Here is a 25,298-nt window from a genome sequence, read left to right on the forward strand (position 1 = left end):
GGCCCTTCTATCATGCATCAGCAAATTTCAAGGATTCGAGCCGTCCGCCGATGGTACAAAGTAATTCCATCTCTCCGGCAGTTTCCTTATGGGTCCGGGAGCGTCCTTATAGATTTCGATCTCCTGGCATATCCCATCGACCACATGCAGCAGAACGTGCACGTCGAAACCATCCATATCCGGCGCATATAGTTCAACCGGCACCCTCGTAATGACCGACGCAATTACAGCGCTTTGTATCTGCAAGCCAAGGCTACCTTCATCATCGAGCTCTCCCACATTGCACGACCTTAGCTGCTCCCGAATCTGCGCTACCCCCGGGAAATCGGGAGCAACGAGTGAATCCATCAGTTTTCGCTCGTGCGCTGCAGGCTCTCGATAACCAATGATCACCATCGGAAATATGTTCCTAAATGTACGCCGCCGTCGATAGGCATCCCTCGATACTGGATTCGGGTGCCACCAACAACTACTGGTCCCCAAAATCCAGCGCCGATAATGGTTTGGGGCAGCGGTGGCTGTACCTGCGCAGATATTGCACCTTCAACACACTGTGCCGAAAGCCCCGTGTCCGCAAGGTGCCGCGCTCCATGCCCGAAGGTAATGCCAGCTTCACCGGTAAGGTCCGTGAACTGCACCGGATTCCCACCCACATAAGCATACGCATTCGTCTGCCCGCTCGCCCAGTCTATTGGGTCTTCACTGATGAACCTTCCGATGCTCGGGTTGTAGTAGCGATTGCGATAGTAAACGAAGCGCGGGCGATGAGTGCGTCAACACTCACCGCCCGCTGCCACCACCAACTCACACCAAGAGTTGATCATGGCTGATGCCAATCATAAAGCACGTCCACCCGTCACCGAACGCTCTGTCTCCATCCAGGAATCCTGGCGCTGTCAGAAACCGGCACGCCTGCCCTTCCATATGCGCAAGGAGCCGGCCACCTTTCCGTGGATGAAGCTCTCCGGACGGGTGGATCAAGACCGCCGGCTTTGAACCCGGACAGCGCGTGCGTATCACCGTCGAGCACCAGAAGCTCATCGTTACGCCGCTTTAAATGCAGAAGGGCCGCAAGCGGCCCTTCTGCACTTCACAACGCCACATCAGCTATGGAAACACCACGATATTGGGCTCAAGCAGCACAGCGCCGCGATAAGGCCGGATGGAACGGATTTCCGCTGCCGCACAAACAAGCCGGACGTCAAGTCCAATGTTAGGCTCAAGATCAAACGCAAGTAAACCGTCAGGCTGATGCCGCAAACTGATTTCCGAAACAAAGCTGTCATCAAGCATGGCGTTGACATCAATGTTGGCACTGCGCACATCCAGGAGGGCGATCGTGACCGCGTAATCCGACCGCTCAATCCGCTCGACCGCCGGTCGATGCTCGCGGTGTAATACTTCAAGTATCACGTCGACAAACTCCAGCCGACGTGGATCGACGGGCCCAGCTGCCGGATCATGTCTTCTCATCCGCTTGGCTCGCTCCATGCTAATGGAAAGCACGCTCGCATCATGAAAGGAAGGGTATCTCCCGAAGACCTTCAGGAGAAACTCATTGTCTTTCACAACGGGCCACGCAGAACCACTTACTTCGTCCATTTTCTTCGCCCTTTTACTGAAACCGCCTATGGAATTGGGCAGAGTTCCAGCCCGTCGTTGCGATCAAACCCTGGACCTGCGTTGTGGCCATGCGGCGTCATCCCATCATGAGAATGACCACCATGATACTGAGCCGACAAGTCGCCATTTGAATCGTAGTAGTTCACGTTGGGTTTAAAAGGATGAACGATAAACCCGCCCCGCGGCCCGCCCGTAATGGGCATGAGTTTGGACTCACCAAACGGATCCGTGAACTGCACCGGATTGCCGCCGCCATAAGCATACGCATTCGTCTGCCCACTTGCCCAGCCGATCGGGTCCTCACTGATGAACCTACCCGTTTGCGGGCTGAAATACCGGCTCCGATAGTAATACAACCCCGTCCCGTCGTTCTCCCGCCCTGTGAACTGCTGCGGGTTCGGATCATCCACGCCTGCCTGGCTAGTCCCACCATACGGCTCGTAACTGTACTGCGTCTGACTCTGCTGGTTAGCATCCGTCAGCGCAATCACATTGTTATTCGCATCGCGCAGCACATAACGGTCACGGCTCGCATCATCCCCTATGCGTCGGTACGTCAATTCATCTGGACCGCTTTCCGCGTAGGGAGAGAACACGCGGATACGCTGGGACCAGTCCCCGTCCGGTATCAGCAGGTTCAGTTCATTCTCGATCCAGCTCGTCTGCATCCCGTGACCATTCACCGTGCTATTCCTGCGCCGGCCGAACATGTCATAGCTGAAGCTTGCCGTCGCACCGCCGCTAATCTGGCTCAGGAGGTCCTGTCCATCCCACCCGTACCGATTCACCCCATCGCTTGCAAGATTGCCGTTCAAGTCATACGAAAAAGTCTTGCCTCCCCAGCGTGTCAATTGATTTGCTGCGTTGTACTGCGCATCGTTCACCGCCTGTGGCAAATTCACCTTCGCGAGGCTACCGCCCGCTTTCGTGCGACGACCTGCCAGGTCGTAGCCGTATGTTAGATCGCCCAATACGCTGCCATCGGCCCGCTTGTACACAATGCCAGTCAACTGGCTTGCCGCATCCCATGTATAGGTCGCCGTCAGCCCATTGGCGAACGTCACCTGAGTGCGCCGGCCCAGGGCATCGTATGAATAGCTGAATGTACGCGGTGCTTCGCCGTTCACCTGGTACTGGATCTGCGTCACCCGACGTTCCGCGTCGCGGCTGTAGTCCACCGCCGCGCGATCCATATCGATCCCGGCCACATCGCGGGTATCGGGTGCGAAGCGGTATGTCCAGCGACCCGCGATAGTCGGAAAGTCCATCGCACCCATGAATCTGCCCGTTACGCTGTCGTAGTAGAACAGCGTGCTGGTGAGGAGGTCATTGGCCTCCGTTTCTCCATGCGTGCTTGGACCAAAGTCGTTGGTGCCGGTCAATCTGTTCAGCGTCATGTCCCAGCCGTATTCCCAGCGACGCGAACCGGGCATACCGGCAGCAGGCTGAAATGCGGTCTGCACCGGTCGGCCGGCCGCATCGTAGGTGTACGTAGTCACTTGACCTTTGCGGTCGGTCACCGTGGCAATCTGCCCCGCGCTGTTCCACGTGTATGTCTCGCTGTGACCAAGCGGATCGGTCCTGCTCACAGGACGGCCGATCGCGTTGTACATATAGCGCGTCGTGACACCCTTCGGATCGGCCTGACTGAGCAGGCGACCGGCGTTGTCCCACGCGAGGTGGATCACCCCGCCAGCGGCATCGGTAATGTCCGTGGTCCGGTCCCAGGCATCGACATTGCGGCGCGTGACATTGCCCAGCGGATCCCGCACTGCCGTCACCCGACCTGCTGCATCCACTGTGTACGACGTTGTCCGATTCAATGGATCAGTGACACTAGCCAGATCGGGGCCCGTCCACGAAAATTTCGTCACGCCTTTGAGCGCGTCAGTCACCGTGAGCGGACGGCCTTGGCTGTCGTTCGTCCACGTCGTGCGATTGCCCAACCGGTCAGTGACCGTCAGCAGATTGCCCTTCGAGTCATAAGTGTAGGCCGTGCTTACACCGCGTTGCGGGTCGCCCGTTTGTGCTTCCGTCAGCAACTGGCTGTAGCTGTCGAAGCTACGTGTCACCAGGACGCCATATTGATCGGCCTCGCTGATGCGGTTGCCGTTCGTGTCGTACGCATACTTATACCGGCGGTCGGTCGAGGTGAGGTTCGTCACGCGGCCAGTGGCGTCATAGGTAAACGTTTGGACCAAAGCGATGTCCAGCCCGGCCGGAAAGGTGTTGCGCAACACGCGGCCGCTAGCATCGAATTCGAGCCGGCGGATGCTGCCGCGCCGGTCAGTGACTTCGCTCTTCATCACCTTGCCGCCGGTCAGCGTGTACGCGAAGCCAAACGTGCTGTTATCGGCAAGCTTCTGTGCGATGACGCGGTCGTTCAGGTCTCCGCCATTCCCATAAGTATTGGTCACCTGGACGTTGCCCAGCGGATCGGTAATGCTCGCAAGACGGCTCTGGTTGTCCCAGCCGTATTTCCATACACCGCCCCCGGCGTCCGTGAACTGGATGAGCCGGTCCTGACTGTCGTACTGGTATGCGACCTCCCGTTTGAGCGGATCGCTAACGCGCGACACCAGTGGCGTACCTCGGCTGCCGGTCACCGACGTAAAGCCAAGCACGCGACCGTTCGGGCTGGTGACGGTCGTTACCGCGCCCGTTGTACTGTTGCGCGCGATCACGATCGCATTGCCGTTGCGGTCCTGCAAACGGGTGAGACGGTTGACGCCGCCAATCAGCGTGAACTGCTGCACCCGCCCGTCACGCAAGGTAATCGTCATGCCTGAACTGCCGACTGCATCGATCCGGGCACGGAAGTACTCTCCCGGGCTCGTCAGGTTGTCCCAGATCCTGGCGCTGCCTGCGCGCGGGGTGAACGGCACGCGTATACCGCTCGCCTGGCGCAGTTCCAGCCTCTGATGGTCGGCACTCATCGCGAGGATCGTGTCGTAGGTGAAGCTCATACCCACACCGAAAGCTGCCGCCAGAGGCTTGCCCGCCGAATCGTAGGCACCGCTACGGTAGACCCGCACCAGATCGAGACCGCCTGCCGTGTCGGCTACCGTCAGATCGTGGCTGTACTGATAAAACTGGCCGGTGTACAGGTTCACCGGATCTGCGCCTGAAGTGCTGTTACCGCACCCGGCCGTGGAATCGGTCGAACAGTTGTTCTGCCCCGGGTCAGGCATGCTGCCTTCGGGCGATGCCGGCTCATTCGTGTCACTAGCTGACGGCCCGCTGCAATACGCTGCGACCGTATTGGGATCGCCGCACGCATATCCTCCCAACCCGCCGAAGTCAGCGGACGCCGCATTCAGCGGACATAGCGGATCGGCCGGGAAGGCACCCGCATTCATATACTTCGAATCGCAATCGGTGGCGGCATGCGCATGCGGAGCGATGAACCACGACAGCAGCACCAACAGCAGCAAAAAGAAGAGGCGCACAGGCGAGCGCGTACGGCACATGGCGGCAGCAGCATCGAACGTTGACATTAGGGCTGGTAGGTAAAAGAGGGAACGCGCAGCTGACGCGCCAAGCGCGTCGCAAATTGACTGGCAGAGAAAATAGAACTTACGTGAGCTATCGAAGCCTACCGCCGGATCGCAGTAATGTTTCCCGCTGCGTCGTAGTCGTAATACGCGGTGGCACCGGCGACAGTCACCGAAACAAGCCGTCCCAACGCGTCATAGCCGTAGGTAATGTCATCGGCGAAGGAAAGAGCGGGGAGCGCAAACAAAGTGGCGACGAGGCCGCCTGCAACGTAGCGGATCACCGTCTCAATAACTTCGTGAGGTTTCCGAACTGCACTTGGAGATAGATCAAAACTCACCATCGAGGCCATACCTCTTTCAATAGCTCCATTAATCCTTATACGGTATCGCAACGGAGTTTCGATTTATATCGGATCTATCTTTACTTCCGCAGGAAATCTCCTACAGAGTTCACGTTTGCACGCCACAAAAAACAAAAGGCACATCACCCGATGTGCCCTTCGTCTCACAACAATCGCGGCACGACCTCACCGCCCATCAACCGCCCACCAAACCCCTCACCCCTTCAAGCCTCCAGCTGCTCCAGCACCTTCCCCTTGGTCTCGATGCCAAGAAAATGCACCGCCATCGCCGCGAGAAACGGCACTGCCGCGAGAATATAAAACGCCACCTGCAAGTTGCCGCCGATCATCGTCTTCGACACGATCGCCGGGGCGAAAATCGCCGCCACCTTGAGCCACGCGCCGCCGACACCGCAGCCCATCGCGCGGATACTGGTCGGATACAACTCCGGCGTGTACACGTATGCAGTAATGAAACCGCACGCGAGGAAGCCCAACGCCAACGCGCAGAACGTCGCCACCACATACACCGACGAACCGTGGAACACGCCCGCCAGCACCAGAGAAAGCGCGCATGCGATGAACGACACGTTGATGATCGGCTTGCGTCCCACCTTGTCGACCAGCAACGCGCAGGTCAGCGAGCCCAGCACGCCGAGCACCGAAGCCGCCACCGCCAGATTCAGCGCGAGTTGCAGCGGCGCGTGATAAATCGTGCGATAGATCGTCGGCAGCCAGGTCGACAGACCGTACTGGATGAAGCCGCAAGTAATCCACAGCATCGCCACAGCCAGCGTGCGCTTCAGATAAGCCGGGCCGAACAGGTCCGCCATGCGGCGCTTCGGATGACGATTCGCCATCGCGTCGAACTCGGCCGCATTGACCACCGGCGGCAACGGACCTTTGCTGGCGCGTTCGAACGCATGCACGGCGGCGTCGGCATCGGCCATCCGTTCGCGCTCGGCGAGCCAGCGCGGCGATTCCGGCACCAGCTTGCGCAACACGAAGAACAGGATCAACGGCATGCCGCCGATGAAATACATCGCTTGCCAGCCGAAGCGCGGCACGATCCACGCACCCAGCGCGTTCGAGGCGAGCAGGCCAACCGGAAAGACGATTTCATAGAGGAGCACGAAACGTCCGCGGCCATGCGCGCGACTGATCTCGTTGATATAAGTCGCGGCCACCGGCAATTCACCGCCGAGCCCCAAACCCTGGATCACACGCAGCACGACGAACGCGGCGAACGTCGGCGCAAAACCGCACGCAATACTCGTGATGCCGATGATCCCCGAGCTCAGCGCGATCGCCTTCACGCGGCCCTTGCGCTCCGCGTACCACGGAAACACGAATGCGCCGATCAGTTGCCCGACCGAACCGGAGCCGATCAGAAAGCCGATCTCCCACGGCGTCAGTTGCCACTTCGCGATCAGGATCGGCAGCGTGGCCGCGATCGCGATCACGTCGAAGCCGTCGAAGAACGTCGCGAGTCCGATCAGAATGCGCGCGCGCACCTGCATCGCGTTCTTCGGCAACCGCTCGAGACGCGCGATGATCGAGCCCCGGGTCACGGGGCCTGAGACACCGGCGCTGCTGCGGTCTCCCATGGTGTTGTCGATGGTTCTCATGCCGTGGTGCCGTCCGTAGATGTGGTTAGGCAAGCGCCGTCGAGGCGTCGGTCAGGGTGGCAAGGTCGATGGTTCGGCCTTGGTTCATCCATTTGCGCGAGAGTTTCAGCTCGCGCGGCGTATTGATCGCGATCACGCCGCGAATCGCGCCGTCTTCCAGATGGAACAGGGTCGCGCGTTTGCCCGGCAAATCGCCGCGCACCGCCAGTTGCGCATCGCCCGGAATATCGCCGAGGATTTGCAGGTTGACGTCGTACTGATCGGACCAGAACCACGGAATATCCGCGTACGGTTCGAACGTGCCGAGCAAGGCCTTCGCCGTACTGATCGCCTGGTTCTGCGCGTTGGCCCACGATTCCAGTCGCACGCGGCGCTTGAGCCACGCGCTCGGATGATTCGCGACATCGCCGCACGCGAAAATGCGCGGGTCGTCCGTGGCGCCGAAATGATCGACGACGATGCCGTCGTCCACCTTCACGCCCGCGGCTTCGGCCAGCGCCGTGTGCGGCGTGAGGCCGATGCCGGCGACCGCGAAATCGGCGTCGAGCGTCGAGCCGTCCGCGAAAGTGGCGCGAATCCGGTTGGCGTCGTGCGGATGATCTTCAAGCTTCACGAGCGACGCATTCAGGCGCACGTCCACCCCATTCGCACGATGCAGGTCGAGCAGGAAGCCGGACACCATCGGCGGCAGCGAGCGCGCACACAGACGCGGCGCGCCTTCCACCACGGTCGCGCCGACGCCGAGCTTGCGCGCGGTGGCCGCCACTTCCAGGCCGATCCAGCCGCCGCCCACCACCAGCACGCGTTTGCTTGCGCGCAGCCGCTCGCCGAGTGCGACGGCTTCGTCGAGCGTACGCAGGTAGGTAACGTGCGAGGTCTTCACGAGCGCATCCGGCAGCTTGCGCGCCGCGCCGCCGGTGGCGATCACGAGGCGGTCGTAGTGCACTTCGCGGCCCGACTGCGTGCGCACGATACGTTGCTCGCGATCGATCGAACTCGCGCAATCCGGTTGCCACGCTTCGACGTTCAGCGCATCGAAGTCGTCGGGCTTGACCAGCCGGACGGTGTCGATATCCGCTTCGCCGGCCAGCACGGCCTTCGACAGCGGCGGACGTTCGTACGGCAGGTGCACCTCGTCGGCGATCATCACGAGACGGCCGCCGAAGCCTTCCTTGCGCAACGTCTTCACGACCCAGCCGGCCGCCTGGCCGCCGCCGATCACGACGATCGTGCGCGGCGCTTCGAGCCCGGCATGCGCCGCTTGTGCCTTTTCAGTAGCAGCGTCAGTCATTTTTGCGCTCCGTCATGAACTTGCCTTCCGGCGCCTTCGCGTTTTTCTGGCGCCGCGTATTGCCGTCGATACCGCCGTCGATCGCCCATTCGGCGAACACCGTCGGCCCCGGCTCGAAATCGCGCGGCTGCCAGTCGGGCGTGAGTTGGTCTTCATCCGCGTAGTACTCGATCAAACCGCCAGCCGGATTCTGGAAGTACCAGAAGTACGCCGACGACACCGGATGACGCCCCGGCCCGAGTTGCGTATCCCAGCCGCAGCGGCTGATGTGCATGCCGCCGCCGAATACTTCGTGGATGTCGCGCACGGTGAACGCGACGTGATTCAAACCGCGCTTACCGTTGGGCAGCGCGAGCAGGAAAATGTCGTGATGGCCGCCGTGCGGCGCGCAGCGCATGAACGCGCCGCGGCCCGGATAACGGTCCGACATTTCGAAGCCGAGCAGCGCCTGGTAGAACTTTTCCTGTTCGGCGAGCTTGTTCGTGAAGAACACGACGTGGCCCACTTCGACCGGCTCCGCACGTTCGTAGATCGGCGACGGCTGATCGACGCGCAACGTCTGGCCCCACACGTTCGACGGCGAACCGTGCACGTCGAGCGCGCGCTTGCGGGTCACCTCGACGCGGATCGCCATACCGTTCGGGTCGATGCAGCCCACTGCGTCGTCGGTTTCGAAATGGCCCGGCTGACCGGCGAAGCGGCCGCGCAATTCGTCGAGTTCGGCTTTCGTCGCGACGCCCCAGGTCACTTCGCGCAGCGTCGGGCCTTCTTCGAAAGCGGGCGGCAGCGACGGGTCGTTCGCGTCGACGGCGAGAACCGTGCAGCCATTCAGCGTTTCGAAGCGAGCGTGCGTCTCGTCGTGTGCGGTCTCTTTCAAGCCCCAGTCCGCGAAAAAGCGGCGGCAGGTGGCGAGATCCGTCACGCCGTAAATAATCTGTTCAATGCCGAGAATTGTCATAACGTGCCTCTTGCGTATTCAGTTTGCCCACGCCAGCGGCGCGTCGTTCAAGCCCCAATAGAGGCTCTTCTGTTGCATGTATTCGCGGATGCCCAGGCGGCCTTTCTCGCGTCCCATGCCGCTCTCTTTCCAGCCGCTGAACGGCGTCGAAATCGAGAACAGCTTGTAGGTGTTGATCCAGATGGTGCCGGCTTCGAGTGCGCGAGCGATCCGATACGCGCGCTTGTAGTCGCGCGTCCAGATGCCGGCGGCGAGGCCGAACACGCTGTCGTTCGCGTCTTTCAGCAGCGCGGCCTCGTCGTCGAACGGCATTGCTACCAGCACCGGCCCGAAGATTTCTTCCTGGCAGATGCGCGCGTCGTTGGTGAGGCCTTCGAGAATCGTTGGCTGAAAGTAGGTGCCGGCTTCGCGGCCATCGCCGACCGGACGTTCGCCGCCGCACAGGAGGCGCCCGCCTTCTTCGAGACCCAGCGCGACATAGCGCTCGACCGTTTCGCGATGCGCCGCCGTGATCAGCGGACCCATCTGCGTTTCAGGACGCGACGGATCGCCGACGCGCAGCTTGCGCGCGCCTTCGGCGAGGCGCTTCATGAACGCGTCGTAGATCGAGCGCTGCACGAACAGCCGCGAACCCGCGATGCACGCCTCGCCCGACGAACTGAAAATGCCGTACAGCACGCCGTTGACCGCGTGATCGAGATCGGCGTCGTCGAACACGATGGTCGGCGATTTGCCGCCGAGTTCGAGCGACACCGGCATCAGCTTGTCCGCCGCGATGCGCGCGATGCCGCGGCCCACTTCGGTGCCGCCCGTGAACGACACCTTCTTCACGAGCGGATGGCGCACCAGCACGTCGCCGATCACCGAGCCCTTGCCGGGCAGCACGCTGATCACACCCTTCGGCACGCCGGCTTCTTCGCAGATGCGCGCCAATGCCAGCGAAGTCAAAGGCGTGACTTCAGCGGGCTTCAGCACCACCGCGTTACCGCCTGCCAATGCCGGCGCGAGCTTTTGCGCATCCGATGCAATCGGCGAGTTCCACGGCGTAATTGCCGCGATCACGCCGATCGGCTCATAGAGGCTCATCGTCAGATAGTCGCCGCGCGAGGGCGTCACTTCTTCGTCGAGCGTTTCGAGGCAGGCCGCGAAATAGCGGAACGTGTTCGCGGCACTCGCCACCAGCACGCGCGTCTCGCCGATCGGCTTGCCGTTGTCGCGGCGCTGCAATTGCGCGAGCGCTTCGTGGCGCGTCATGATGAGATCGGCGATGCGGTACAGGATCAGCGCGCGTTGGTGCGGCTTCAGACCCGACCAGTCCGCGCGGCGCCATGCGAGGTCGGCGGCTTTCACCGCGTCGCGGGCGTCGTCGGCATTGGCCGTCGAAATTTCCATGTTGACCGACTGATCCGCCGGATACAGGCTTTTGTACGGGTTGCCACGCCCTTGCCGCCATTCGCCGCCGATGAAAATATCGCCGGTGGGCACGAGGCTGGTATCGAAGTGAGTCATGTCGGTCATTCCGGTTTGCTTCAACTATTCAACTATTCGGCCAAGGTCTCAGATCACGCAGCGCGCCGCGCGATTGCGCAGCGCGCGCATCGCGCTGTACGCGGTCAATGCGGACGTCTTGGGGTTGTCCGGCAGCGGCTTGCCGCACATTTCCAGCGACATCTCGCCGAATGCGCCACGCGCCACGATGCGATGCACGTTGCGCGTCACGTTCGGATCGGCAATCAGCCGGACCGTGGTGTGGTCCAGACCGAGGCCGGCCAGTGCGATCGTCGCGGCAACGTTGGCGTTCTTCGGATAGAGCCGCGCCGCTTCCCGCGCGCTGCCTTCGAAGATCACCCGCTCTTCGTTCAGCGTATTCAGGTCGCACAGCTGTTCGGCCGGCGTGCCGAGCCAGCCGGTCGGCGGCTTGCGGCCCGTGTACAGCACTTCGTCGAGACCGCCGAGCTTGGCCGCGGCCAGCGCGTCCACACCGCCGATCGCGCCGGACAACAGCGTGAGCGTCGCGTCGCCTTCATCGGCGGCGGCGGACAACGCGTCGAGCAGCATCATGTCGGACAACGCACCGATCGACGCCACCGCGCAATCCGTGCCGGCTTTGAGCAAGGGCACCACGTGATCGACCAGCGCGCTATGGCCCGCGCATTCCAGCGCGAAATGCGGCTGGCTGCTCAATGCGGAAACCGACGTCACCACATCCACCGACGCACCCACCACTTCGCGCACCGACGCCATGTGACGCTCCGGCACGATCACGTGCGACACCCTCACCGTCGGATCGGCGGCGACCGCGCGGTACACCGCCTGGCCGATCGCGCCGAAGCCGATCATCGCGACGTCGACGGGTGCGTGATGCCCCGCGTAGCCGGCCTCATGCATGTTCGGGCTCCTGTTCCTTGACCGGCGGGCCCGCGAACGCGGTCGCGAACGAGCCGACCGACAGCATGTCCACTTCGACCAGCACCGGGCCGGTCTTCGCGATGCCTTCGCGGATGATCGCATCGGCCTGGTCGAGCGATTTGATGCGGTAGTGCGTGAGCTTCAGGCTCTCGCAGAACTGCGCGAAATCCGGCTGATGCAGATCGACGTAGCAGCGGCGGCCGCCGTATTGCGCGTCCTGGATGTTGCGGATCACGCCGTAGCACTGGTCGTTCATCAGCACGATCATCACGTTGGCGTTTTCCTGCACGGCCGTCGCGAGTTCGCCCACGTTGACCATCAGGCCGCCGTCGCCGACGAGGCACACGGTCTTCGCGGCATTGCCCGCGAGCGCCGCGCCGATGCCCATCTGCATGCCCTGGCCGATGCCGCCGCCGAGCGCATGCACGCCCGCACGCGGCGAGAAGATCTTCAGCATGCGGTTGCCCCACGTGCTGTTCGAGATCGTGACGTCGCGCACCCAGTTGTAGTCGCGGCCCACCGCCTCCTGCAGCGCGTCGACGAGGCGCTTGTACGGGCCGAGGCCCTTGCCCACGTCGGCGACTGCGCGCTCGCGCGCGGCGGCCAGATCCTGTGCGAACTTCGGATCGACCTTCAGGCGGCCTTCGAGCAGCGTCGCGAGTTCTTCGAGAACGGCCGATGCATCGCCATGAATGAACATCTCATTGCGGTAGCCGCGGTTGTCGGCGAGCGCGTCGGCGTCGATGCGATACAGCGGTTGCGGCAGCGCGAGCTTGTATTTCAGCGTTTCATTGCCGCGCAGACGCGAACCGACGACGACCAATGCGTCGCAGGTCTTGTAGAAGCTCTCGACCGACGCATGCACGTTGAACGCGCCGAGCGTCGCCGGATGGTCTTCGGGCAGCACGCCACGGCCCTGCACGCTCGTCACGACGCCAAAGCCCAGCGCGACCAGGCGTTCGACCGCCTTCGTCGCATGACGCGTGCCGCCGCCCAGCCACAGCAGCGGGCGCTTCGCGTTGACCAGTTGCTCCGCGAGTTGCGCGACGCGCTGGCTGCAATGCGTGAGCGTCGTGACGTGCGGCGCGGCCAGATCGGTGGGCCATTCGATTTCGGCGGCCTGAATGTCGATCGGAATCTCGACGCTGACCGGACCGCTCGGCGCCGTTTGCGCAACGCGCACGGCTTCGCGGATGGTCGGCAGCGCGGTTTCGACCGAGCGCACGCGGAACGCGGCCTTCGAGATCGACGACAGCATCGACAGCTGGTCCGGCGCTTCGTGGATGTACGCGAGGTCCTGGTCGAGATACTCGGTTTCGATCTGGCCGGTGACGTGCAGCAGCGCGGTGCCGGCGGTCAATGCTTCGACCATCGCGCCCGCCGCGTTGCCCGCCGCGGTGCCGGTGCTGGTGAACGCGACGCCGAGGCCGCCGGAGACGCGCGCGAGGCCGTCGGCCATGTTCACCGCGCCGGCTTCGCCGCGCGCGCCGACATAACGGATCTTGCCGCGGTGATGAATCGCGTCGAGGATCGGCATGTTGTGGATCGAGATCACGCCGAATGCGGTTTGAACGCCGCATTGCTCGAGGAAAGCGGCGATCAGTTCGCCAACGGTGGTTTTGTTAGACATGTCGTGCAACGCCTCCAGAAACATCGATGTGACTGCCCGTCGTATAGGACGACAGCGTCGTAGCCAGGTAAAAGAGCGCTTGAGCGGCTTCTTCGGGACGACCGAAGCGGCCTAGCGGAATGTTTTTCTTGCGCGCCAGTTCGGCGGTCCAGTCTTGCCAGCTCTGGCCCGGCTGCGCTTCTTTCGCATAACGGCGGCGCCACTGACCCGATTCGACGATGCCGATCAGAATCGAATTGACGCGGATGTGCTGCGGTGCGAGTTCCACCGCGAGCGACTTGATCAGGTTCTGCACGCCCGCACGCGCCGATGAAGTCGCCACCATGTGCGGCTCCGGTTGCAACGCGAGCAGCGAGTTCACGCAAACCACCGTCGCGTTGCCCGCGCCGCCCCCGGCTGCATCGCGCAGCATCGGCAGGAACGCGCGGGTCGGGCGGATCACGCTGAAGTACTTCAGGTCGAGTTCTTCGCGCCAGGCGTCGTCGGTGGTGTCCGCGAACTTCGATACGCGGCCCTGGCCTGCGTTGTTCACCAGCATGTCGGTGCGGCCGAAGCGTTGCTGTACCGCTTGCGCGAACGCGTTGACGTCGTCTGCGTTCAGCACGTCGCAGCTTTGCGCCAGCAGTTGCGCGTCGGGGAACTGCCCCTTCAGCGCGGCTTCCGCCTGGGCGAGACGGTCGGTGTCGCGGCCGCAGATCGCGACCGAGGCGCCCGCCCGCAGAAACAGTTCGGCGTTCGCGAGGCCGATGCCGGACGAACCGCCCGTCACCACCGCCACCTGCCCGGTCAAGTCGATTTGAATCATCGGAGTCCCAGTGCCTTCATGTATTTGCTGCCCGCGTTCGGGCCGTTCTTCGGCCGATAGTTGAGCCGCTGCGAAAGTTCGTCGGCCGCGCGTCGGACCTTGTCGATCAAGCCGCTGTCGAGCAGCGATGCGTCGATCTCGTGGCGCGGAATCGTCGTCGTGATGACCGCGACGATGCGGCCCGTGTCGTTGCGCACCGGCGCGCTGACCACGGAAATGCCGCGCTCGAACGACGACTCGCTGAGCGCGAAACCGCGCCGCGCGTCATCGAGAATCCGCTCGTACAGGTCTTCGACGGTGGCGGGCGTCTGCTTCGTGAAGCGTTCGAGTTCCGGCTCCGGGTAGAGCTTCTTCAGATCGTCGAGCGTCATGTCACCCATCAGCACCTGGCCGTGCGTGGTCGCATAGGCGGGCAGGCGGGTGCCGACGTTGACCTTCACCGAACTGAAAATCGGCGTATGGCTCTGCGCCTTGGCGACGAACACGACATCGCGTCCGTCACGAATCACGATGTGGCTCGTCAAGCCGGTTTCGGTGCGCAATGCTTCGATGATCGGCAGGCCGAGGTCGGTCAATTCGAGCGAGCTCAGATATTCGAAGCCGAGCCGCAGCACCGCCACGCCGAGGCGATAGTTGCGGTCCTTGTCGGCGCGTTCGAGAAAGCCGAGCGATTCGAGCGTTTGCAGCAGACGGAACACGGTTGTGCGAGGAATCTTCAGGCGCCGGGACAATTCCGGTGCGCCGAGAACCGGCTCGCGCGGCGAGAACTCGGTCAGAATCTTCAGACCGCGCTCCAGACCCGGCACGCGGTAGCCGGAATCGCTACCGGTGTCGTTGCGCTCGTCGTCCGCGTCGCGCTCGGCGTTGATAGTGTCGGGCGTCATTCATTGGCTCCGTTGTCCGCCGCTCACGCGGCAGAACGTGTCGATGATCACGGTGTACGCGGCGGGTGCTTCAATATAGCCGGCGTGTCCCGCGCGCGGCACGACCTGCAATTGGGTGCCCGCAGCGAGGGCGATTCGCTCGCAGGCTGCGGGAGGGGTGATGGTGTCGTCGGCGCCGACCACGACGCTGACGCGGCCTTTGAAGCGCGCGAGGTCGCGCGCGAGGTCGGCGTTGGCGAGCAGATGGGTGGCTTGCGCGTAGCCGTGCGGAATCACGCGCGACATGTTCCAGCGCACCCAGGCACAGGCTGCGTCGTCCGCGTGTGCGGACAGCATATTGCCGCTGCGCTTTTCGGCGAGACCTTGCGGGCCGAGTTCGTTCAGCATGGCGAGGCGCTGATCGCGTTTCGTTTCGCGCACCTCAGCCGATGCCGCGCCGTAACCGCCCGCCGGCGACAGCAGCAGCAGACCGGCCGCGCGCTGCGGATGAGCCGCAGCGAACGCACCCGCGATGATGGCGCCGAGCGAATGTCCCACCAGCACGCAGCGTTGGATGCCGAGCGCGTCGAGCCAGTCCTTCAGTACGGTGGCGTAATCGTCGGCACCGGGCGACGCCGCCGCGACCGGCGTGGACGCGCCATAACCCGGCGCGTCCCACGCCAGCACACGGCGGCTCGCGCCGAGTACGTCGAACTGCTGCACCCACGATGCCGCACCCGAACCGATGCCGTGCAGTAGCACGAGCGGCAGCGCGGCGCTGTTGGCGCTGTTGGCGGCGCTACCGGCTTCGCGATAGCTCAGCGTGCCTTGCGAGGCCAGCAAGACCTGCCGCGCCGGAGAGCGCGCAAGGCGTGCTTCGAGCGTGGCGTGCTGATCGGCGGTAACGGACAGGACTGCGGACATGATTTCCTTCGCGGGTGTTTTCACAACGATGCGGCAGGCTTAGCGCTTGAGCTTGGCCAGCGGCGAATCCGGCGGATACGTCGGCGTGATCGGCTTCGGCGAACCGAGCATCACGCACATCAGCGCGTCTTCTTCGCCGATGTTGATTTCCGTGCGGTATACGCCCGGCGGCACCGAGATCAGATCGCGCTCGCCGAGCACGGCTTCCCACGTTTCACCGTCTTTCTCGCAGATCACTTTCATCTTGCCGCGCAGCACGAAGAAAATTTCTTCGACATCCATATGAATATGGCTCGGGCCAATGTTGCCGGCCGGGATCACCATCGTCGAGAACGTGAAGCCGCCCGCGGGCACCGTGTTCATGTCCTTCGCGACGCCCGTGCCGCCCGTGCCGACATAGCGCATTTGCGCGCGGCGATACTTCGGGTCGTAGTCGGCCTGGAACTTCAGCGCGTCCCAGTCGTAGCGACGCGTTTCCAGGCGCGCGACGCGGCTGTCCAGCCATTGCGCGAAGCTCGCATCCACGGGTTGGTCCCACGATTTGCGTTCGATATCGGCGTCCGCCATTTCTTTCTCCTTTCGATTCGACAAGATCAATTCATCACGAAGCCGCCGTTCACCGGCAGCAACTGGCCGGTCACGAAGCGCGCGGCGTCGGACAACAGGAACAGCACCGGCCCGGTCACGTCGTCGGGCACTTGCGCACGCGTGAGCGCGCGGCCTTGCAGGTAATACTCATGACGCTCGGCGGGCACGTACGCGGTGGCCTCGACTTCGGTGAGGCCCGGCGCGATCGCGTTGACGGTCACCTGATGGGCGCCGAATTCGCGCGCCAGCGAGCGTGTCATCGAGATCACCGCGCCCTTGCTCGCGACGTACGCGAGCAGCTTCGGCGCGCCCCACATCGCCGTGTCCGACGCGATGTTGACGATGCTGCCGCGGCCCGAGTCGCGCAGATACGGCAGCGCGGCGATGCTCATGAGCCAGGTGCCGCGCACGTTGACGTTCATCACGGCGTCCCACGTCTCGATCGACAACTCGTCGGCGAACTTGCCGCCGGAGTTGGTGATCGCCGCGTTGTTGATCAGCGCGTCGATGCCGCCGAGTTGCGCGGCGCCTTGCTGCGCGAACTGTTCGATGCTGACGGGGTTGGCGAGATCGAGCGGCAGGCAGGTCGCGGCATGGCCTTGCTCGCGCAATGAGGCTGCGAGCGCCGTGCCTTCGTCGTGCAGCACGTCGCCGAACACCACTTGCGCGCCGGCTTGCACCAGCGCACGGACAAACGCCGCGCCGAGGCCGCGCGCGCCGCCCGTCACGAGGACGCGCCGGCCATTGAGCGCTGCGTGTGCGTCGTTATGCATGGCTGTGGCCTGCTGCTTGCGTCGCGGCCGGCGCGGCTGCCGCCACTTGAGCGCGATGCGCGTCGAGCTCGGCGAAGTGCTGTTGCGCGCGCTGGCGCAGCATGCGGCGCACACGCGTCATGCCGACGTCGTGCTGATAGAGGAATTCGTGGTCGCGCGCGTTCGGCGCCATGCTTTCGAGCACATAGCGGTCTTGCTCGAGCACGGCCCAATGCAGACCTTCAAGACGGTTGCGATACAGGAAGCGCCATGCGTCGCGCTGCCAGCCTTGCACCTTGCGGGTACGCCAGAAATAGACCTGGCAGTTGTCTTCGTCGACGGGTACGGCGAAGCCGATGATCCCGAAGCTGCCGCCCGGGCCGAACTTCTTCTTGTACGGAATCGCGAGGCGCATCCACAGGGTGCCGGTTTCGCCGAGTTCCACCCAGTCGAAGTTCACGTCGCGCTGGCCGACCTTTTCGAACATCAGACCGGTTTCGGTCTTGCGCACGCGCATGTCGGCCTGCTTGTCGCCTTCGGCCATCGAGTGCGAGCTCGCGTGCAGATACGCGCCGTGCATCGGGTCCATCACGTTGTCGATCGCGTACTGGTAATTGCACTTCCAGTGCGACATGCACAGGAAGCTCGCGTACTCCTCGCCGACCAGTTCTTCCGGCAGCGTGAGCGGCGCGGGTTCCTGATGCGCGTCGTCGCCGAACCACAGAAAGATCGCGCCGGCGTGCTCTTCGACCGGATACGACTTCACGCACTTCTGGCCTTCCAGCGGACAGGCCGACACGGCCGGCACTTTCTGGACCGTGCCGCTGCCGTCGACCTCGATGCCGTGATACCAGCACGCGACGCTGCCGCCGAGGTTCCAGCCGAGCGACAGACGCGCGCCGCGATGCGGGCAGCGGTCTTCGAGCGCGCGGACTTTGCCTTCCTTGTCGCGCCACAGCACGATCTGGTCGCCCAGGCGCGTGATGCCGACCGGCGCGTCGCCGACTTGCCAGCTCGGCGCGACCGGATACCAGTAGTTGCGCAGACCTTTGTTCAGGTACGACTGGATCGGGTCGGCTGCGCCTTGAGTTGTAGTGGGGGACGTCATGAAGAGACTCCGGGTACGGATGCGATGAAACGTGTTCGGGAAAGCGCGCTTAGTCGGCGAGCAGGCGGAATTCGGTGGCGAGACGCTCGGCGTCCCACGCAGTGCCTTCCGGCGTACGGAAGCCGATACGGTTCAAACCGTCGACCACCTCCTGCAACTCCATCGCGCCCGCTTCGAAGACTTTTTCGAGCGCGTCGCCGAAGTCGTTCTCGTATTGGGTCGGCTCGGCCTTGCGCGTTTGCCAGATGAAGTTGTCGGTTTCGCCCGGCTTCTCGATCACGCCCTTGCCTGCGACGTTGTTCGGCTGCGGCGCAAGCCACGGTTTCAGGAAAGGATTGAAGTTCACGGCTACCTCACGCATGTCATGCCACCTTGATCTGGATTTCTTCGCCTGCGAGACGTACGGAATACATCTTCAGGTCGCGGCCGCCGGGCTCTTTCAGACATTTGCCGGTGGGGATATGGAACACGGCCTCGTGCAGCGGGCACTCGACGGTGTCGCCGTCGATAAAGCCTTGCGTCAGCAATGCGTATGCGTGGGGGCAAACATTTTCGAGTGCGTAAAGCTCGTCACCCACCTTGTAGATGCCGATTTCGGTGCCGTCGAGTTTGAACTCGAGCGGCGCGTCTTCGGACAGGTCGCCGGCATGGCCGGCGCAGCGCCATTGATCAGTCATTTCTCGCCTTCTCCTGAAGCTCTGTGTTCCACATAAGGAACATCAGTTCGTGTATGGATGATTATAGGAGTGGCTTCGGCGAGAAAAAATAAAAATCTGAAGTCGTAGGGGAAAACACTGACTGTGGCGCCCACGACACTGCTCGAAGGACTCCGCGAGATGCTCACGAGCCGGCTCCAAGTCTTATCGGGCTTGGGTTTGCACCGAATTTTCAGGTCAATGCATGACGCATTATTCGGGTTTGTACGGGGTCCGAAAATTTATTTTGACCACTTCTAGACTCACTATACTTTTCCATAGGCGATACAAACGCCCATAGGTGAAACATAAAGCAGAGCAGTTTTCGCGCATAAACCCGCAACTGCATTCAACCCCAAAGCAAGGATCAGGGACGACGCATTTGGCGCAAGCCAGCGTCGTGTGATCAGGAGAACCAACGGTGAAGCACATCATTGCAGCCGGCTTGACGGCAATCTGCGCGACCACAAGCGCATGGGCGCAGAGCAGTGTGACGCTATACGGCAGTCTGGATGCCGGTATCGCGTACGTCAGCAATGTGGGAGGTCATTCCAAGTGGATGATGGAACAGGGCAACATGCAGCCCGACCGCTGGGGCCTGAAGGGCGTGGAAGATCTGGGTGGCGGTCTGAAGGCGATTTTCCAGCTTGAGAACGGCTTCTACACGAACACTGGCGCGTTCGCCAAGTCGGGCACGCTGTTCAATCGCCAGGCGTTCGTCGGCTTGAGTTCCGACAAGATCGGTGCGCTGACCTTCGGCCATCAGACGCCGTTCAGTTTCGACGTGCTAGGTCCGCTGAGCACCGCCTATCTGGCCGCGAGCTGGTATGCGTTCCATCCGGGCAATATCGACTCGCTCGCCGACACCGGCGTGGTGCCGTTCGACAACTCGGCGAAATTCCGGTCAGCAACGTTCGGCGGCTTCTCCGTTGGCGCGATGATGGGTCTGGGCAACACGACCAATTTCTCCACCGGCCGGACAATGAGCTTTGCGCTTAGTTATGCAAACGGTCCGTTCAAGGCGGGCGCGGCGTATTCGAACGAACACGACCGTACGCCGTCGATCGTCACGACCGGCATCACCACGTTCCAGGGCGTGCCATCCGCCAACTATGTCGCCGACAAGGTTCAGAACATGGGCGCGGGCGCGTCGTACCAGTTCGGCAAGCTGCTGGTGCACGCGTTGTACACGCGTGTGAAGCTGGAGTCGGCGGGGCATTCGGACACGTACCAGAGCTACGACGCGGGCGCGAATTACCAGTTCACACCGTTCAACACCGTGGCCGGCGGTGCCGCGACGACGACGTTGGCCGGGCATCGCTGGACGCAATTCATGATCGGCGATATCTACGCGCTGTCGAAGTCTACGCAGGTGTATGTGAACGCGCTGTATCAGCGCGCGGGTTCGGACACCAACGCCGCGTTCTTCACTGCGGGTGTGTCGAGCGGACGGAACCAGACGATTGTCCTGACCGGCATCCATCATTCGTTCTGATCTGTTGAACGGACGGTGAGAGTGGTGTGAAATACGCAGTCCGGCTGCACGCGCAACCGGACTTGCGAACCAGCGCTGACGCCACCGTCAGCGCTCGCTCAGCTTGCCGCGACCTGCTTGCGGCGCGCCTGAGCCGCGGTCGGATCATCCGGCCGGGGACGATAGCTGAGACGCTCGGACAGTTCGAGCGCCGCCTGGCAAACGGCGATGACGAGCGGCTCGCGCTCTTCGGCTTCGCCGATATCCGAGCGCGGAATCGTGACGGTCAACGCGGCCACAATCTTGCCGCTCTGATCGCGCACCGGCGCGCTCACCACCGAAATGCCCCGCTCGAACGACGCCTCGCTCAGCGCATAACCGAGCGCCGCGCTTTCGCGCACCCGTCCATACAACTCTTCGACGGTAGCCGGGGTGCGTTCGGTGAATCGTTCGAGTTGCGGCTCGGGATACAGCTGCCGCAATTCCTCGAAGCTCAAATCGCCCATCAGCACCTGGCCGTGTACCGTCGCATGGGCCGGCAAACGCGTACCGACGTGCACTTTCACCGAGCTGAACATCGGCGCATGGGTTTGCGCTTTGGCGACGAACACGACATCGCGTTGATCGCGAATCAGCAGGTGTGTGCTCAGCCCGGTGACGTCGCGCAGACGTTCGAGAATCGGCGTGCCGACGTCCGTCAGTTCGAGCGAACTCAGATATTCGAAACCGAGCCTCAGCACCCCGACGCTCAGGCGGAAATAGCGGTCGCCGTTGACGCGCTCGAGAAAGCCGAGCGCTTCGAGCGTCTGCAACAAGCGGAAGGTGGTGGTGCGCGGAATGCCGATACGCTTGGACAACTCCGGCGCGCCGAGCACCGGCTCTCGCGCGCTGAATTCGGCGAGAATGCGCAGGCCCCGCTCGAGGCCCGGCACCAGATAGGTCGATGCGCCGGCGCTCTCTTCGTCGGCGGGATCGGTGGAAGCGGCGGCGGCGTCCGTTTGCGGCAACGCCGCATCGTCGCTCGATGACGAGGCGGCCGCGCTACGTGGCTTCGTCAGTTTGCGTCCCGCTCCTGTTTGCTCTTCTTTTGCCATCTTGGGCTGCCGTTTTATGCTGTTCATCATGGTCAGACCAGCATGATAGCGCGAAGCGTGCGGCGCTCATTAACGGGCGGCGGCCGCGGCTCGGAAGCGACGCGACTATCGTCGCCGTGACCCATTGCGGAAAGGCTGCGCGGTGCTATTCTTTGATCCGGTCCATTGCGCTGGGCATCACTGCCGCGCTCTCGCTCCGCTCAAGCGTATGGAGGCCACGATCATGTCCAGTTCCATTCAGATCCAGGTTGCCGACTCGCATCTATATCCGGGCTGCGCAGTCAGCATCGCGCATCTGCCCGAGCCGGCCGGACCAGCCGCTGCGATCGTCGAATTCGCGGACGGCTCGGGGGCGCATGCCACCTGTCGCCGGCGCGCGCATGACGAACTTGAGTTGAACGTCGACCGCTATGCAACGCAACGGCGTCATCCTGTGGATGCGCGGCATTGGCTGCTGCTCGCCGTCGATGCAACGCACAATAGTTGGCGCGTGAAGCGTCGGCTGCCTTAGCCCGCGAGGCCACCCGCCTCCACGAATCCGCAACCGGTGCCGCGCGCGCCGCCCCGAGCGGCGGTCATGCGCCCGTCACGTCCACTTCGGAACTCACCGATGACCGACCACGATTCCAGCCTCCCGCCGAACGCCGACACCACGGCTCACCATCCCGCCGACACCCCCGACGATCCCGACCGCCGCCGCGTCCTAACCGGGCTCGCGGCGGTCGGCCTCGGCCTCGCGCTGACGGGCTGCAAGACCCACGAGCCTGAGGCGAGCGACGGCGCACCGCACAGCGCCGCCGACTTGCGCCTCGACGCCGCGCTGCACGATCAGGTCAAACATATCGTGGTGATCTATGCGGAAAATCGCAGCTTTGCGAATCTGTACGGCAACTTCCCCGGCGTCCAGCATCCGCTCGACGCGGTGAGCGCCGAGCGCTATCTGCAACTCGACCGCGACGGCAAGACGCCTTTGCCCCGCTTGCCCGCGATCTGGGGCGGGCTCGTGCCGCAAGCCCAGCAAGTGGACGGCCGGCGCTTCATGATCGGCCAGAACGATCTGGATCATCTGCACAACCGCCCTTTCCGCATCGTCGATGCGCACGGCGCGCCGCTGCCGACCGGCGTGATCACGCGCGATCTGGTGCATCGCTTCTATCAGAACCAGATGCAGATCAACGCCGGCCGCAACAACCAGTTCGCCGCGTGGGGCGATTCCGGCGGACTCGTCATGGGGCATTACCGCAATTCCGCCGATTCGCTGCGCCTGTGGAATCTCGCGCAGCAATACACGCTGTGCGACAACTTCTTCATGGCGGCTTTCGGCGGCTCGTGGCTGAACCACATCTTTCTGATTTCGGCGCAGGCGCCGTTCTATCCCGACATCCACAACAGCCCGGCGAAGAAACTGGTGTCGGTGGTGGAAGGCGACGATCCGACCGGCACGCGCCTGAAGATGGCGCATGACTCGCCCGCGTCCGCGCTCGACGGTCCGCCGAAATTCGTCAACGACGGCGCCTTCACGGCCGATGGCTATGCCGTCAACACGATGGCGCCGCCGTATCAACCGAGCAACGTGCGCCCGGCCGAAGGCGGCAATCCGGCCTTCGCGGATCCGTCGAATCCACGCGTGCTGCAACCGCAAAACTACGCGACGATCGGTGACCGGCTGACGGACAAAGATGTCGATTGGGCGTGGTATAGCGGCGCGTGGCAATACGCAATGGAGCATCAGGATACCGGCGCGGTGCCCGACTTCCAGTATCACCACCAGCCGTTCAACTACTTCGCCAACTACGCGCCGGGCACGGCGGCACGGCGCCGGCATTTGCGCGACGGCGGCCTCGGCAACGACGCGTCGACGAACCGGCTGATCGCGGATATCGATGCGGGGCGCTTACCCACCGTCACGTTCTACAAACCGCAAGGCGATCTGAATATGCACGCTGGCTACGCAGACGTCGAATCGGGCGACCGTCACATCGCGACGGTGATCGAGCATATCCAGCGCGGCCCGCAGTGGGCGAATACGGTCGTGATCGTCACCGTCGATGAAAACGGCGGCTGGTGGGATCCGGTTGCGCCGCCGCAAGGCGACCGCTGGGGTCCGGGGTCGCGGGTTCCCGCGCTGGTGATTTCGCCGCTGGCGAAGAAGGGTTACGTCGACCACACGGTGTACGACACCAACTCGATTCTTCGCTTCATCAGCCGCGTGCACGGGCTGACGCCGCTCGATGGCGTGCGTGCGCGGGACCGGGCGTTCGCGAGCAATGGGCTGGCACCGCTGGGGGATCTGACGGCGTCGCTGGATCTGGCCTGAAGGCGTTTGGCTGGCGAAGTGGGATTGGCCGGCGGCGACGCGCGCGCTCTATTGCGTCGCCGCCGCGTGCAGTTTCACGATCACCGCGTCCGCAATCTCCTGCGCCGTCTTCCGGATCGTCTTGCTCTCGTCGCCGCTCGCCATCACGAACTTGGCCGCGATCACATACGGATTCAGTTTGATCGCCGCGCCCGGCATGGTCTTGCTGCCGGCCTCTTCGACCGCCTGATACAGCGGCGGCAAATCGGCCGCGCCCAGACTGTCGCAGGACACCGCCACCTGGATATCGTTCTGGCCCGCGCCGAAGCCCACCATCGCGCGTTGCAAGCGATTGCCGTCGTCGACGCTCAGAAACACGCCGCGCACTTGCCAACCGGCAGCCGGCGACGGCTGTCCCGGCGCGATGCGGCGCGCATCGACACCGCCCTTCTTCAGATCTTCCGTCAACGCGTCCGCCATCTCGTTCACGATTCGCGCGGCGTGCTCCTCCGGATTCTTCTCCTGGTCCTCTGGTCCTGGTCCGGCCGGCAGCAAACCGCGCAGCCGACGCACGCGTTGCCCCGGTCCGCTATCCGGCGCGATGTTCGCCACATCCAGATCGAAGTTCGACACATAGACGACCGGCGCGGGTGCGGCGAACGGCACGCTGTCCGCTGCCGCCACGCTGAGCGGAGTCGCCGCGCTCAGGCATGCCGCCATCATCGTGAATTGCAGAAATCGACGCAGCATGGCGCGCCTCCGCGACCGTCATCGTGACGTCGGCTATCGTACTGCCGCGCGCAGCGGGCGTCCGTTTTTTCGTATCCGATCCTCATACCTTTTGCCTTGCATAACGCGCTTCACCGCATAGACTGTTAGAGGATTACTTCGCACTTTGTACGGAACCTGCCATGCGACTGACCATCCTGATCAACGGTTCCGATCCCACCGTCAACCACGACTACGCTGTGCTATGGCTCGACACCGACGAACACCGGTGGTCGAGAGAAGCGCATCAAGGGATCGATCTGCCCCCCTGGGGCGAGTTGCACGACGAAGACGGCGTCACCACGCTCTGTGCGCCCCGCACGGATGCACCGTTATGTACGCTGCGAGGCTTGCACGTGGACCGCAAGCAACGCGTGAGCGCGGCGCAAGGCGCCGCCGCCTGGACTGGTTTGCCGACCCGCGCGCCGACCAGTGGGTTCTGGCGCCTGCAAGCCGTGGACCGTCAAACGGTTCGCGCCGAAAACAGCGTGTTCGGTAATTAAGTTTTAGCGTCTTTTTCAAGAGCCGATTGTGTCGGTCGAAAGTTCCGTTCA

At 63.1% G+C, this 25,298-nt stretch carries 26 protein-coding genes and 1 pseudogene; 6 read left to right on the forward strand and 21 right to left on the reverse strand.

All coding sequences use genetic code 11. The features are described from left to right. Window positions 1-27: 27 nt before the first annotated feature. Window positions 28-396 carry a DUF6984 family protein gene (locus tag PQQ53_RS33310; protein WP_408328832.1) on the reverse strand — a complete coding sequence of 123 codons (369 nt, stop codon included), beginning with the start codon at window positions 394-396 and terminating at the stop codon, window positions 28-30. Further along, window positions 390-743 (reverse strand): annotated as a pseudogene (locus PQQ53_RS33315) (RHS repeat-associated core domain-containing protein); the annotation flags it as partial. The pseudogene PQQ53_RS33315 and the gene PQQ53_RS33310, both read right to left, overlap by 7 nt. Before the next feature lie 79 nt (window positions 744-822). Here PQQ53_RS33315 and PQQ53_RS33320 point away from each other — a divergent pair. Both PQQ53_RS33320 and PQQ53_RS33325 read left to right on the forward strand, forming a co-directional pair. Beyond that, entirely contained in the window at window positions 823-996 is a 174-nt protein-coding gene (locus tag PQQ53_RS33320) for a hypothetical protein (protein WP_408328834.1), read from the forward strand. Further along, window positions 977-1,057 (forward strand): SymE family type I addiction module toxin, encoded by an 81-nt coding sequence (locus PQQ53_RS33325; protein ID WP_408328873.1) that lies wholly within the window; start codon window positions 977-979, stop codon window positions 1,055-1,057. Before PQQ53_RS33320 ends, PQQ53_RS33325 begins: the two co-directional genes overlap by 20 nt. Window positions 1,058-1,107: 50 nt before the next feature. Here PQQ53_RS33325 and PQQ53_RS33330 read toward each other — a convergent pair whose 3' ends face one another. From PQQ53_RS33330 to PQQ53_RS33410, 17 genes are all read right to left on the reverse strand, one after another. After that, window positions 1,108-1,602: a hypothetical protein gene (locus PQQ53_RS33330; RefSeq protein WP_408328837.1), complete on the reverse strand. Its 495-nt coding sequence runs from the start codon at window positions 1,600-1,602 to the stop codon at window positions 1,108-1,110. Window positions 1,603-1,628: 26 nt separating this feature from the next. After that, window positions 1,629-5,120 carry an RHS repeat-associated core domain-containing protein gene (locus PQQ53_RS33335; RefSeq protein ID WP_408328840.1) on the reverse strand — a complete coding sequence of 1,164 codons (3,492 nt, stop codon included), beginning with the start codon at window positions 5,118-5,120 and terminating at the stop codon, window positions 1,629-1,631. A 98-nt stretch (window positions 5,121-5,218) separates the two neighbouring features. Continuing rightward, window positions 5,219-5,470, reverse strand: coding sequence for an RHS repeat domain-containing protein (locus PQQ53_RS33340; protein WP_408328843.1), 252 nt, complete (start codon window positions 5,468-5,470; stop codon window positions 5,219-5,221). Window positions 5,471-5,685: 215 nt separating this feature from the next. After that, entirely contained in the window at window positions 5,686-7,089 is a 1,404-nt protein-coding gene (locus tag PQQ53_RS33345) for an MFS transporter (protein WP_408141990.1), read from the reverse strand. Window positions 7,090-7,114: 25 nt separating this feature from the next. Beyond that, entirely contained in the window at window positions 7,115-8,380 is a 1,266-nt protein-coding gene (locus PQQ53_RS33350; RefSeq protein ID WP_408141988.1) for an NAD(P)/FAD-dependent oxidoreductase, read from the reverse strand. Further along, window positions 8,373-9,338, reverse strand: a complete 966-nt coding sequence (locus PQQ53_RS33355; RefSeq protein WP_408141986.1) for a VOC family protein — start codon at window positions 9,336-9,338, stop codon at window positions 8,373-8,375. The genes PQQ53_RS33350 and PQQ53_RS33355 overlap by 8 nt, the downstream gene beginning before the upstream one ends. A gap of 18 nt (window positions 9,339-9,356) precedes the next feature. Next, on the reverse strand, window positions 9,357-10,847 hold the full coding sequence (locus tag PQQ53_RS33360) for an aldehyde dehydrogenase (RefSeq protein ID WP_408328876.1): 1,491 nt from the start codon (window positions 10,845-10,847) through the stop codon (window positions 9,357-9,359). A gap of 48 nt (window positions 10,848-10,895) precedes the next feature. After that, window positions 10,896-11,726 (reverse strand): aspartate dehydrogenase, encoded by an 831-nt coding sequence (locus tag PQQ53_RS33365; RefSeq protein WP_408141984.1) that lies wholly within the window; start codon window positions 11,724-11,726, stop codon window positions 10,896-10,898. Next, entirely contained in the window at window positions 11,719-13,377 is a 1,659-nt protein-coding gene (locus PQQ53_RS33370; protein WP_408328845.1) for a thiamine pyrophosphate-binding protein, read from the reverse strand. The genes PQQ53_RS33365 and PQQ53_RS33370 overlap by 8 nt, the downstream gene beginning before the upstream one ends. Continuing rightward, window positions 13,370-14,182: an SDR family oxidoreductase gene (locus tag PQQ53_RS33375; protein WP_408328848.1), complete on the reverse strand. Its 813-nt coding sequence runs from the start codon at window positions 14,180-14,182 to the stop codon at window positions 13,370-13,372. Before PQQ53_RS33375 ends, PQQ53_RS33370 begins: the two co-directional genes overlap by 8 nt. Continuing rightward, entirely contained in the window at window positions 14,179-15,066 is an 888-nt protein-coding gene (locus PQQ53_RS33380) for an IclR family transcriptional regulator (RefSeq protein WP_408141978.1), read from the reverse strand. Before PQQ53_RS33380 ends, PQQ53_RS33375 begins: the two co-directional genes overlap by 4 nt. After that, window positions 15,067-15,969: an alpha/beta fold hydrolase gene (locus PQQ53_RS33385; protein WP_408328850.1), complete on the reverse strand. Its 903-nt coding sequence runs from the start codon at window positions 15,967-15,969 to the stop codon at window positions 15,067-15,069. 39 nt (window positions 15,970-16,008) lie between these two features. Next, a complete protein-coding gene (locus PQQ53_RS33390; protein ID WP_408154172.1) occupies window positions 16,009-16,536 on the reverse strand; it encodes a cupin domain-containing protein in 528 nt (175 codons plus the stop codon). Between the two features lie 26 nt (window positions 16,537-16,562). After that, complete coding sequence (locus tag PQQ53_RS33395; RefSeq protein WP_408328853.1) at window positions 16,563-17,330, reverse strand: SDR family oxidoreductase; 768 nt, start codon at window positions 17,328-17,330, stop codon at window positions 16,563-16,565. Beyond that, on the reverse strand, window positions 17,323-18,417 hold the full coding sequence (locus PQQ53_RS33400; RefSeq protein WP_408154168.1) for an aromatic ring-hydroxylating dioxygenase subunit alpha: 1,095 nt from the start codon (window positions 18,415-18,417) through the stop codon (window positions 17,323-17,325). The genes PQQ53_RS33395 and PQQ53_RS33400 overlap by 8 nt, the downstream gene beginning before the upstream one ends. A gap of 49 nt (window positions 18,418-18,466) precedes the next feature. Beyond that, window positions 18,467-18,778: a recombinase-like helix-turn-helix domain-containing protein gene (locus PQQ53_RS33405; RefSeq protein WP_408141967.1), complete on the reverse strand. Its 312-nt coding sequence runs from the start codon at window positions 18,776-18,778 to the stop codon at window positions 18,467-18,469. A gap of 1 nt (window position 18,779) precedes the next feature. Then, window positions 18,780-19,094, reverse strand: coding sequence for a non-heme iron oxygenase ferredoxin subunit (locus PQQ53_RS33410; RefSeq protein ID WP_168664133.1), 315 nt, complete (start codon window positions 19,092-19,094; stop codon window positions 18,780-18,782). Window positions 19,095-19,533: 439 nt separating this feature from the next. Between PQQ53_RS33410 and PQQ53_RS33415 the strand changes: the two genes are divergently transcribed. Further along, window positions 19,534-20,607 carry a porin gene (locus PQQ53_RS33415; RefSeq protein ID WP_408141965.1) on the forward strand — a complete coding sequence of 358 codons (1,074 nt, stop codon included), beginning with the start codon at window positions 19,534-19,536 and terminating at the stop codon, window positions 20,605-20,607. Window positions 20,608-20,705: 98 nt separating this feature from the next. Here PQQ53_RS33415 and PQQ53_RS33420 read toward each other — a convergent pair whose 3' ends face one another. After that, a complete protein-coding gene (locus tag PQQ53_RS33420) occupies window positions 20,706-21,680 on the reverse strand; it encodes an IclR family transcriptional regulator (RefSeq protein ID WP_408141964.1) in 975 nt (324 codons plus the stop codon). 223 nt (window positions 21,681-21,903) lie between these two features. On the opposite strand from PQQ53_RS33420, the gene PQQ53_RS33425 reads away from it, so the two are divergent. After that, a complete protein-coding gene (locus PQQ53_RS33425; RefSeq protein ID WP_408154166.1) occupies window positions 21,904-22,191 on the forward strand; it encodes a hypothetical protein in 288 nt (95 codons plus the stop codon). 99 nt (window positions 22,192-22,290) lie between these two features. Beyond that, window positions 22,291-23,997 carry an acid phosphatase gene (locus PQQ53_RS33430; RefSeq protein ID WP_408328855.1) on the forward strand — a complete coding sequence of 569 codons (1,707 nt, stop codon included), beginning with the start codon at window positions 22,291-22,293 and terminating at the stop codon, window positions 23,995-23,997. A gap of 48 nt (window positions 23,998-24,045) precedes the next feature. Here the strand turns inward: PQQ53_RS33430 and PQQ53_RS33435 are convergent, their stop codons facing one another. Next, on the reverse strand, window positions 24,046-24,726 hold the full coding sequence (locus tag PQQ53_RS33435; RefSeq protein ID WP_408328858.1) for a DUF4410 domain-containing protein: 681 nt from the start codon (window positions 24,724-24,726) through the stop codon (window positions 24,046-24,048). A gap of 161 nt (window positions 24,727-24,887) precedes the next feature. On the opposite strand from PQQ53_RS33435, the gene PQQ53_RS33440 reads away from it, so the two are divergent. Next, window positions 24,888-25,247, forward strand: a complete 360-nt coding sequence (locus PQQ53_RS33440; RefSeq protein ID WP_408141956.1) for a DUF3564 domain-containing protein — start codon at window positions 24,888-24,890, stop codon at window positions 25,245-25,247. The last annotated feature ends 51 nt before the right edge of the window (window positions 25,248-25,298 follow it).

Origin of the sequence: Paraburkholderia strydomiana (assembly GCF_046030495.1) — a bacterium.
GTDB lineage: Bacteria > Pseudomonadota > Gammaproteobacteria > Burkholderiales > Burkholderiaceae > Paraburkholderia > Paraburkholderia strydomiana_A.

What these genes read in the sequence shown, in the direction of transcription:
- PQQ53_RS33310 (WP_408328832.1), bottom strand. Translation starts at nt 396, where the DNA reads ATGGTGATCATTGGTTATCGAGAGCCTGCAGCGCACGAGCGAAAACTG.
- PQQ53_RS33320 (WP_408328834.1), top strand. Translation starts at nt 823, where the DNA reads ATGGCTGATGCCAATCATAAAGCACGTCCACCCGTCACCGAACGCTCT.
- PQQ53_RS33330 (WP_408328837.1), bottom strand. Translation starts at nt 1,602, where the DNA reads ATGGACGAAGTAAGTGGTTCTGCGTGGCCCGTTGTGAAAGACAATGAG.
- PQQ53_RS33335 (WP_408328840.1), bottom strand. Translation starts at nt 5,120, where the DNA reads ATGTCAACGTTCGATGCTGCTGCCGCCATGTGCCGTACGCGCTCGCCT.
- PQQ53_RS33340 (WP_408328843.1), bottom strand. Translation starts at nt 5,470, where the DNA reads ATGGCCTCGATGGTGAGTTTTGATCTATCTCCAAGTGCAGTTCGGAAA.
- PQQ53_RS33345 (WP_408141990.1), bottom strand. Translation starts at nt 7,089, where the DNA reads ATGAGAACCATCGACAACACCATGGGAGACCGCAGCAGCGCCGGTGTC.
- PQQ53_RS33350 (WP_408141988.1), bottom strand. Translation starts at nt 8,380, where the DNA reads ATGACTGACGCTGCTACTGAAAAGGCACAAGCGGCGCATGCCGGGCTC.
- PQQ53_RS33355 (WP_408141986.1), bottom strand. Translation starts at nt 9,338, where the DNA reads ATGACAATTCTCGGCATTGAACAGATTATTTACGGCGTGACGGATCTC.
- PQQ53_RS33360 (WP_408328876.1), bottom strand. Translation starts at nt 10,847, where the DNA reads ATGACTCACTTCGATACCAGCCTCGTGCCCACCGGCGATATTTTCATC.
- PQQ53_RS33365 (WP_408141984.1), bottom strand. Translation starts at nt 11,726, where the DNA reads ATGCATGAGGCCGGCTACGCGGGGCATCACGCACCCGTCGACGTCGCG.
- PQQ53_RS33370 (WP_408328845.1), bottom strand. Translation starts at nt 13,377, where the DNA reads ATGTCTAACAAAACCACCGTTGGCGAACTGATCGCCGCTTTCCTCGAG.
- PQQ53_RS33375 (WP_408328848.1), bottom strand. Translation starts at nt 14,182, where the DNA reads ATGATTCAAATCGACTTGACCGGGCAGGTGGCGGTGGTGACGGGCGGT.
- PQQ53_RS33380 (WP_408141978.1), bottom strand. Translation starts at nt 15,066, where the DNA reads ATGACGCCCGACACTATCAACGCCGAGCGCGACGCGGACGACGAGCGC.
- PQQ53_RS33385 (WP_408328850.1), bottom strand. Translation starts at nt 15,969, where the DNA reads ATGTCCGCAGTCCTGTCCGTTACCGCCGATCAGCACGCCACGCTCGAA.
- PQQ53_RS33390 (WP_408154172.1), bottom strand. Translation starts at nt 16,536, where the DNA reads ATGGCGGACGCCGATATCGAACGCAAATCGTGGGACCAACCCGTGGAT.
- PQQ53_RS33395 (WP_408328853.1), bottom strand. Translation starts at nt 17,330, where the DNA reads ATGCATAACGACGCACACGCAGCGCTCAATGGCCGGCGCGTCCTCGTG.
- PQQ53_RS33400 (WP_408154168.1), bottom strand. Translation starts at nt 18,417, where the DNA reads ATGACGTCCCCCACTACAACTCAAGGCGCAGCCGACCCGATCCAGTCG.
- PQQ53_RS33405 (WP_408141967.1), bottom strand. Translation starts at nt 18,778, where the DNA reads ATGCGTGAGGTAGCCGTGAACTTCAATCCTTTCCTGAAACCGTGGCTT.
- PQQ53_RS33410 (WP_168664133.1), bottom strand. Translation starts at nt 19,094, where the DNA reads ATGACTGATCAATGGCGCTGCGCCGGCCATGCCGGCGACCTGTCCGAA.
- PQQ53_RS33420 (WP_408141964.1), bottom strand. Translation starts at nt 21,680, where the DNA reads ATGGCAAAAGAAGAGCAAACAGGAGCGGGACGCAAACTGACGAAGCCA.
- PQQ53_RS33425 (WP_408154166.1), top strand. Translation starts at nt 21,904, where the DNA reads ATGTCCAGTTCCATTCAGATCCAGGTTGCCGACTCGCATCTATATCCG.
- PQQ53_RS33430 (WP_408328855.1), top strand. Translation starts at nt 22,291, where the DNA reads ATGACCGACCACGATTCCAGCCTCCCGCCGAACGCCGACACCACGGCT.
- PQQ53_RS33435 (WP_408328858.1), bottom strand. Translation starts at nt 24,726, where the DNA reads ATGCTGCGTCGATTTCTGCAATTCACGATGATGGCGGCATGCCTGAGC.
- PQQ53_RS33440 (WP_408141956.1), top strand. Translation starts at nt 24,888, where the DNA reads ATGCGACTGACCATCCTGATCAACGGTTCCGATCCCACCGTCAACCAC.